Origin of the sequence: Lacticaseibacillus pantheris DSM 15945 = JCM 12539 = NBRC 106106 (assembly GCF_001311175.1) — a bacterium.
Taxonomy (GTDB): domain Bacteria; phylum Bacillota; class Bacilli; order Lactobacillales; family Lactobacillaceae; genus Lacticaseibacillus; species Lacticaseibacillus pantheris.
Window position 1 is genome coordinate 1 of sequence record NZ_BBAI01000062.1, and the last position, 7,644, is coordinate 7,644.

General features: G+C 48.7%; 9 protein-coding genes and 1 pseudogene. 9 read left to right on the forward strand and 1 reads right to left on the reverse strand.

The features are described from left to right. Positions 1-296: 296 nt before the first annotated feature. Positions 297-572, reverse strand: a complete 276-nt coding sequence (locus tag JCM12539_RS15375) for a helix-turn-helix domain-containing protein (RefSeq protein ID WP_082405527.1) — start codon at positions 570-572, stop codon at positions 297-299. Between the two features lie 102 nt (positions 573-674). Here JCM12539_RS15375 and JCM12539_RS14355 point away from each other — a divergent pair, with 102 nt between their 5' ends. The 9 genes and pseudogenes from JCM12539_RS14355 (at position 675) to pstB (ending at position 7,596) form a co-directional block, all read left to right on the forward strand. After that, entirely contained in the window at positions 675-857 is a 183-nt protein-coding gene (locus JCM12539_RS14355) for a hypothetical protein (protein WP_225350378.1), read from the forward strand. Position 858: 1 nt separating this feature from the next. After that, positions 859-1,881, forward strand: a complete 1,023-nt coding sequence (locus JCM12539_RS12060) for an AIPR family protein (RefSeq protein ID WP_263849804.1) — start codon at positions 859-861, stop codon at positions 1,879-1,881. Positions 1,882-1,951: 70 nt separating this feature from the next. Then, complete coding sequence (locus tag JCM12539_RS12065; protein ID WP_054651756.1) at positions 1,952-2,860, forward strand: DUF262 domain-containing protein; 909 nt, start codon at positions 1,952-1,954, stop codon at positions 2,858-2,860. Further along, positions 2,853-3,332, forward strand: coding sequence for a hypothetical protein (locus tag JCM12539_RS12070; protein WP_054651758.1), 480 nt, complete (start codon positions 2,853-2,855; stop codon positions 3,330-3,332). Before JCM12539_RS12065 ends, JCM12539_RS12070 begins: the two co-directional genes overlap by 8 nt. Before the next feature lie 68 nt (positions 3,333-3,400). Beyond that, positions 3,401-3,568 (forward strand): hypothetical protein, encoded by a 168-nt coding sequence (locus JCM12539_RS12075; protein WP_156302199.1) that lies wholly within the window; start codon positions 3,401-3,403, stop codon positions 3,566-3,568. Between the two features lie 344 nt (positions 3,569-3,912). Continuing rightward, complete coding sequence (locus JCM12539_RS12080; protein WP_156302200.1) at positions 3,913-4,824, forward strand: phosphate ABC transporter substrate-binding protein PstS family protein; 912 nt, start codon at positions 3,913-3,915, stop codon at positions 4,822-4,824. Between the two features lie 90 nt (positions 4,825-4,914). After that, on the forward strand, positions 4,915-5,853 hold the full coding sequence (gene pstC, locus JCM12539_RS12085) for a phosphate ABC transporter permease subunit PstC (protein WP_225350379.1): 939 nt from the start codon (positions 4,915-4,917) through the stop codon (positions 5,851-5,853). Continuing rightward, on the forward strand, positions 5,853-6,755 hold the full coding sequence (pstA, locus tag JCM12539_RS12090; protein ID WP_054651764.1) for a phosphate ABC transporter permease PstA: 903 nt from the start codon (positions 5,853-5,855) through the stop codon (positions 6,753-6,755). The genes pstC and pstA overlap by 1 nt, the downstream gene beginning before the upstream one ends. After that, positions 6,752-7,596 (forward strand): annotated as a pseudogene (gene pstB, locus JCM12539_RS12095) (phosphate ABC transporter ATP-binding protein PstB). Before pstA ends, pstB begins: the two are co-directional and overlap by 4 nt. Positions 7,597-7,644 lie beyond the last annotated feature (48 nt).

Below are 7,644 nucleotides of genomic sequence, written 5' to 3' on the forward strand. Positions count from 1 at the left end.
GGGTGGCCCTGTTTTTATACGCGCGATTATTACCACTTCAGATCATGCTCTAAAGATTCATCCAGTAATGAGCTGTCTGAGCGGAACCAAAGGTCGTAACGCTCTGGCGTAATCTCCGCCTCGTCGCAGTACTCGGCGAGAGCTTTAACGAAAAGGTAGAGGTCGTTGTCGGCGAGACGCTGGACTTGTCGATGGACCTCATCGTAAGTTAGGCGAGTTTTATTCATGAGATGACTCCCTTCGGTAATTTGCAATAATATTATTGATCAAAAATGCGTCAGGGAAAACGATGTAGTTTATTTGTTTAAGGGTTCTACAACCAATATTCTAAATAAGTCTTCCAACGTGTATTCTGCCTTGATTTCTTCATTTTGCGACATCTTTACTAATGAGTCTATGGAGGGGATGTTTTTACCACGCTCGTAATTGCTTAATTGTCGTGGTGAAATAGAACATTCCTCAGAAAATTCGGCTATTGACTTATTAAAATGCTGCCTGAATTCGCGCATTCTGTATCCCATCCGTCTGGTGGGTAGGAGCGAGTCGTTTATGGTGCTTTGTCTATATGTCATATCACGTTATGCACCTTGGTTCATATGATTTACCGTTAACCCAGTATACGATAATCATATCAGCTGATATTAAAAAAAACAATTTGCAGAGGTGTAAAGGATATGGAATCTACAGACATGATCGAGAAGCTCCCATTTGCCAGCGTTGCCCGCTTGAGTAGCCCTTATGAAAGTGATCCTAAGGTTATCTACCATTTGTTAGTGGACGTTAAGGATTTGCCATCTAATTTACCAACGGAGGTCAATCCACGGGCTGTAAATAAAAAAAACCAAGGTATTTCGTAGAATTGAGGATGGTCTACAAAACGACGAAGAACAATTCTACGTTGAAAACCGCGGAATTTTGATTTCGGCTAAAGGTGTTAAAATTGACAGCCTGAACAAGGTTATCATGCTAAATGTCGGTAGTAGAACAGAAGCGGATTTATCTCAGTATGGAATTCTGGACGGAGGGCACACTTATCAAGCAATTTTGACAAAGAGGAGTAAAATTGCTGCCGATCAGATTCAGTATGTACATTTAGAGGTCATTACGGGAATTGATGAAATTGATTCCTTAGCGTCAGCTAGAAACACGAGTGTTGCTGTTGGTGACAAGGCCATAGCAGAGTTGGCGGATAAATTTGACTTTGTAAAGTCTGCCATTTCTGAATTGCCTTTTGCAGGCGATATTTCGTATAAGGAAAATGAATCCGAGAAACCGTTGGATGCAACTGATCTAATCAGGCTAATGTATGCCTTTAATATTAGTAAATATCCTGAAGGAAAGGTGGCCCAACCAGTACCTGCTTATAGTGGCAAAGCGGCCGTGCTAAAGGATTATTTAACTTCGTATGATGAATCATCAGAACATGAGTCCTCTAACCCATACTATAAACTTGCACAGCTTCTACCAGGTATTACTAAGCTTTATGATTTAGTTGAAAAAGATATGGCAAATAAGTATCGTGACATCACTCCGAATGGCAAGTTTGGTAAAATAAAGGGCATTGAGTTACGAAAAACAACGACAAAATATTACGGTCATAATACAGAGTACACGATTTCTCAGGGGTTGTTGTTGCCTATTGTTGGCGCATTTAGGGCCTTGGTTAAGGATAATGGTACCCGTTACGATTGGACTGTTGATCCAGATACGGTGTGGAACTCCATCGGGGCCAAGCTAGTTAATAACACTGTAGAAATGTCACGTTCATTGGGTAATAATCCACAGGCCGCTGGTAAAAATAGTAATTTATGGAGTCAGAACTTCGACGCTGTGAATACTGCTCAGTTGCAGATACAGTTAGACGCACTTTCTGCCGAATAGAATATGACAAGTGTTAATTTTAAGATCACGGTGTGTATTTAGTGGAATATAACTATGGAGGGGTGCTAATATGACTGAAATGAATTTCGCACGTAAATCAATACAAAGCCTGCTATCAGAAAACTCCAACTTTGCGGTTCCTGCATATCAACGTGGATATGCCTGGGATAATAATGAGTGGGATGACTTCTGGGCAGATCTGCAGGAAGTTGTGGCTAGTAAAGAAGATGACCATTTCCTAGGACAGGTCGTTGTAAATACTTTGGACGGTAAGGCCTACATTGTGGATGGTCAGCAACGTGTTACTACAGTGATTATTATGCTGGCAGTTTTGCGTGATCGGTTTGCCCAGATGACCGATAATGCAAAGGCGAGTGTGCGGGCCGACGACCTACAGTCGGATTTCATTCAGCACGGTAATCAATATGTATTCACACAATCTGAACAGTATGCCGAATTTTTCCGTCGCTTGATTCAGGTTCCTGGCAATTTCGATGAAGTTCAGGGTCAGGCAAAACTAGATAGTGAGAAGAACTTCGTCAAGGCTTACAAGTATTTTGACAATTGTATTAGTAATGATTATAAAGACCGACCTACGGAGGTATCCCGTCTTCAGTACCTTGAACGTCAGAAGAAGATGTTGTTAGAGCACGAATTTGTCATGCTTATTTCAACAAGTGATGAATCCAGTGCGTTTATAATTTTTGAGACACTAAATGCACGCGGGCGTGACCTTAATAGCTCGGACTTGCTGAAAAATCACCTGTTTAGAAAGGCCCAGGGCGATAATGATATTAAGCACCACTGGGATCAAATGATGGATCCGTTGGGCTATAATTCCTCCTTAGCCACAAAGTTTATTCGCTCATATTGGAATGCTACAGAACAATTTACCACAGAAAAGAAATTGTATCGTGCACTAAGTCATAAAATTCAGACTGCCAACGATGCAAGAGATTTCGTAAAAAAAATTGGCTGACTTATCCGACTTTTATGTATCAATGGTGGATCCCAAGAGAGAGTCCATCTTCACTGATGACACGCTTCTTAAAAACCTGTATGTTTTAAACTTGCTTGGCGCAAAGACCTTTTATCCGCTGATTCTTGTTATGGTTGATAGTGGTAAATTTACGGAGCAAGATATCGCTATTGTTACCTACAAGGTAATTAGTTTTACGGTACGGAACTTCACGATTGGTGGACTAGTGGCCAATAAGTATGAGAAAGCATTTTCCACGATTGCCAATAACTTGTACCGTGGTGAGATCAATACTATTGAAGAAATCAATCAAGCTATTTCCGACCAAATGACTAGTGACACACAGTTTAGTGATGACATTCGTACTGCTTCTATTACTACAGAGCGGGCCGCCAAATATATTCTTAGTGAATTGGCTTATCCCGACGAGGTAGAAAATATCGATCTAACGACGTTAAGGTGCAGCAATTAAATAATAACGTTGAAGATAGCGACCGTATCGGAAACAAGTTCTTGTTCACCAAAAACGAGGAACGAACCGTGCGAAAGAATAGTAAAATTCGCGCGGGAATAGTGGCAAATTCAAAACTACAGGAAACGCGACCGTTAGCGGACCTTGTTGATACCATTTCTAGTGAACAGATTGATGATCGGCAAAACGCATGGGCACAGGTTGCGGTCAATGTTTGGAGCAAAAATCAATCGTAGTAAAGCCATAAACAACATTAGGAATCCCTAGATTAACCGATAAAAATTATTGCAACTAGATGAAAGGAGGCCAAATTGCCCTATTCAAGGGTAATCTGGTCTCCTTGTTTGTATTATTGCCAAATGTCAAGTAGAAGCCAGCGCATAGTCGGTGCACCATGCGAAGTATTTGCCGCCACCAATGTCCCGATTAAAAAGGGGGAGCGGCATAATCACCCGTCCCTTTTGTAAACATCCCGTCCCCACCGATACAAACTCAACACATACCTTTACCTTGCCATGCTCTAACCCGTTACACAACGTGACTATCATTAACCTTGTAGCAAAGATGGTTGTAAGAGCCAATGAAGAAAGAGGTAATCACTGATGAAACTGACCAAATTTGTCACCGCCGCCGTCGCACTGGGAGCGCTGACTCTGGGTCTGGCCGCATGTGTAGTACCAACACCAAGGCCGACTCCGCTAACGTATCGGGCAAAGTTACGGCCGTGGGTTCCACGGCACTACAGCCGCTGGTAGAACAAGCCGCTAAGGATTTCCAGACCACCCACACCAAGGTTAACTTGTCCGTGCAGGGTGGTGGTTCCGGTACCGGCCTGAGCCAGGTGCAGTCTGGTTCCGTGCAGATTGGTAACTCTGACATTTTTGCGGACCAGCAGACCGGCATTACCGCGTCCAAGCTGAAGGACCACAAAGTGGCAGTGGTGGGGATGACGCCCGTAGTGAACAAGGACGTCGACGTTAAGTCACTCACCATGGACCAGCTGAAGCAAATCTTCACGGGCAAAGTCACCAACTGGAAGCAATTGGGCGGCAAGGACGAAGCCATTACGGTGATTAACCGTGCGGCTGGTAGTGGTACCCGGGCCACCTTTGAAAACGCCGTACTGAAAGGCGCAACGGCCATCAAAACTCAGGAACAGGATTCCAATGGTACCGTGCAGAAGATTGTTTCCACCACTCCAGGTGCAATCAGCTACCTCGCATTCTCGTACGTGAACGATTCGCTGCGCGCGCTCAACATTGACGGCGTGAAGCCAACGGCCGCTAACGTTGAAACCAACAAGTGGAAGATCTGGTCCTACGAACACATGTACACGCTTAAGTCTAAGGACAACAAGGCTGCCGACGCGTTTATTAAGTACGTCCAGTCCAGCAAAGTACAGAAGTCCTTGGTCAAGAAATTAGGCTACATCAGCATCGCGAACATGAAGGTGCAGATGGATGCTCACAACAAAGTAACCACGATTAAGTAGTGCATTTAACGCCCGATCCCCTACCGGGCGTATACATAGGGTCGGTAGGTGGTCGACCCACATTTATTCGCAGCGAGAAAAGGTGATTTTATGCAACTGACACGTACAAACGCAATGATTCAAGACGAGCTGACCCATTCATCACGGGAAACCCGGCAGGATACGCGGGGTCGTGCCCTCACGTACCTGAGCATCGGCCTCGTGGTGGTACTAGTTGTTGCCATCATCTACTTCATCGCAGCGCGCGGGGTGGCAACGTTTACCACGAACCACGTAACGTTGAGTGAATTCTTTGGGATCAACTGGCAACCAACGGCGACCGATTCTAACGGCCGGCCGGAAGTAGGGGCGTTGCCCATGATGGTGACTTCGTTCAGTGTGACCATCCTCGCGGCGCTGGTCGCCACCCCCTTTGCACTCAGTGTCGCCATGTTTATGACCGACATTGCGGAACGGAGGGGTGCAAAGCTGTTGCAGGCGGTCATCGAACTGCTCGTTGGTATTCCGTCCGTTGTGTACGGGTTTATTGGCCTCGCCGTGGTTGTGCCGTTCTTGCGGCGCCTGGCGGGTGGTACTGGGTTTGGGATTTTGGCCGGAACGATTGTGTTGTGCGTCATGGTACTGCCGACCGTTACCTCGCTGGCTGCGGCCAGCATTCGCGCCGTGCCACTGTCGTTGCGGCAGGCATCATACGCGATGGGGGCGACACGGTGGCAGACGTTACGCAAAGTCGTCTTACGAGCCGCGACACCGGGAATTATTACCGCCATTATTTTGGGGATGGCCCGCGCCTTTGGGGAGGCGTTAGCTGTCCAAATGGTCATTGGGAACACCACCGTATTGCCACGGGGGTTGTTTACCCCGACGTCAACGTTAACCAGTACGCTCACCACCGAGATGGGCAACACGGTGCCGGGTACGTTGCAAAATAACGTGCTGTGGTCCTTGGCGTTGATCCTACTGGCCATGTCACTGGTGTTCAACCTGCTCGTCCGGCTAGTGGGCCGAAAGGGGGCACTGCCATCATGATGAATGCAAAGCAGAGTGACCGGCTGGCCACCGTTGTCATCTATACATTGGTGGGCGTGGTCATTGCCACCCTGGTATTTTTGTTAGGCTACATTTTGTTCCAGGGTGTGCCCCATATTTCGTGGCGGTTTTTGACCACCGCCAGTAGCAACATGACTGCCGGTGGAGGGATCCGCGACCAATTGTTTAATTCTTTGTACCTACTGGTGTTGACCACCATTATTTCGGTGCCGATTGCATTGGGAGCCGGCATCTACCTATCCGAATACGCACCACACAACGCCGTAACCAGTTTCGTGCGTAGCGCCATCGAGGTATTAAGTTCGTTACCGTCCATCGTGGTGGGGCTGTTTGGCTACCTGGTCTTTGCCCTGAAATTTAACCTGGGTTTCTCGGTGTTGACTGGGGCCATCGCCCTGACTGTGTTTAACTTACCAATTTTGACCCGCAATATTGAGGAGTCGCTGGAGGACGTGCCGAACTTGCAGCGGGAGGCTGGTTTGTCGCTGGGACTGTCACGTTGGCGGACGACCACCAAGATTGTCCTGCCGACCGCCATCCCCGGCATTCTCACCGGGATCATTTTGAGCGCCGGCCGCGTCTTTGGTGAAGCCGCCGCGCTGATTTACACGGCGGGGCAAAGTAACATTAACGTCAGTTATACCGACTGGAATCCATTCAATGCCAGCAGTTTCCTGAACCCGATGCGGCCGGCCGAAACGTTGGCGGTACACATCTGGCAACTGAACACTGAAGGGGTGACCCCGGACGCCAAGGCCATTTCGGCGGGGGCGTCAGCGGTGCTCATCATCGTGATATTGCTGGTTAACCTCGGTGCCCGCGGACTAGGCGGGCTGGTGTACCGACGACTGACGGGTAAGCAAGCAAAGGGGGCAGCATGATGGATCAACCAATGACGACGCTGGGACCAGCACCCGTAAGGTTTGAACCGGCGTCCGCAGACGACCTACCAACGAGTATCATGGCGCCGGATGGGGCGGTGGCGATGAGTACGCACAAACTACAGGTGTGGTATGGCGACCAGGAAGCTCTGTCACCAACAACTTTGAGTTTCCCCGAGCACCAAATCACCGCGTTAATCGGTGCGTCGGGTCGGGTAAGTCCACGTTTCTGCGTTGTTTAAACCGCATGAATGATGGGATTGCTACGGTGCACGGCGAAATTATGTATCGGGACACGGACGTCAATGCGGCAAGCGCGAACGTGTACCGGGTCCGGACACATATCGGGATGGTTTTCCAGCGGCCGAACCCCTTTGCCCGGTCGATTAGGGACAACGTCACGTTGGCGCTACGGGAGCACGGTATGCGTGACCGGCAGTTGCTGGCCGAACGGTTGGAGCAGAGCCTCCGCGGTGCGGCGCTGTGGGATGAGGTCAAAGACGTACTGGATCGCAGTGCGTTGGAATTATCCGGTGGTCAACAGCAGCGGCTGTGCATTGCACGGGCGTTGGCTTTACGCCCGGATGTCCTGTTGTTGGACGAACCGGCGAGTGCTCTGGATCCGATTGCGACGCTGCAGATTGAGTCAACGTTGCAGGAACTGCGCGACCAGTACACCATCATCATCGTCACCCACAACATGGAGCAGGCGCGGCGGCTGAGCGACAACACCGCGTTCTTCCACCAAGGTCATGTGCGCGAGTACGCGCGGACCGCCGACCTCTTCACCACGCCCCGCGTCGGCGTAACGTCCGACTACATCGAAGGCAAGTTCGGGTAAGTGGTTGGGTTGGCGGCGGCGTCGGCCGAGTTGGTGAGCTACGGCTTA

Bases quoted from the DNA above. Each gene is read 5' to 3' on its own strand.
- pstC (WP_225350379.1), top strand. From the start codon at position 4,915: ATGCAACTGACACGTACAAACGCAATGATTCAAGACGAGCTGACCCAT.
- JCM12539_RS12065 (WP_054651756.1), top strand. From the start codon at position 1,952: ATGACTGAAATGAATTTCGCACGTAAATCAATACAAAGCCTGCTATCA.
- JCM12539_RS12080 (WP_156302200.1), top strand. From the start codon at position 3,913: ATGAAGAAAGAGGTAATCACTGATGAAACTGACCAAATTTGTCACCGC.
- pstA (WP_054651764.1), top strand. From the start codon at position 5,853: ATGAATGCAAAGCAGAGTGACCGGCTGGCCACCGTTGTCATCTATACA.
- JCM12539_RS14355 (WP_225350378.1), top strand. From the start codon at position 675: ATGGAATCTACAGACATGATCGAGAAGCTCCCATTTGCCAGCGTTGCC.
- JCM12539_RS15375 (WP_082405527.1), bottom strand. From the start codon at position 572: ATGACATATAGACAAAGCACCATAAACGACTCGCTCCTACCCACCAGA.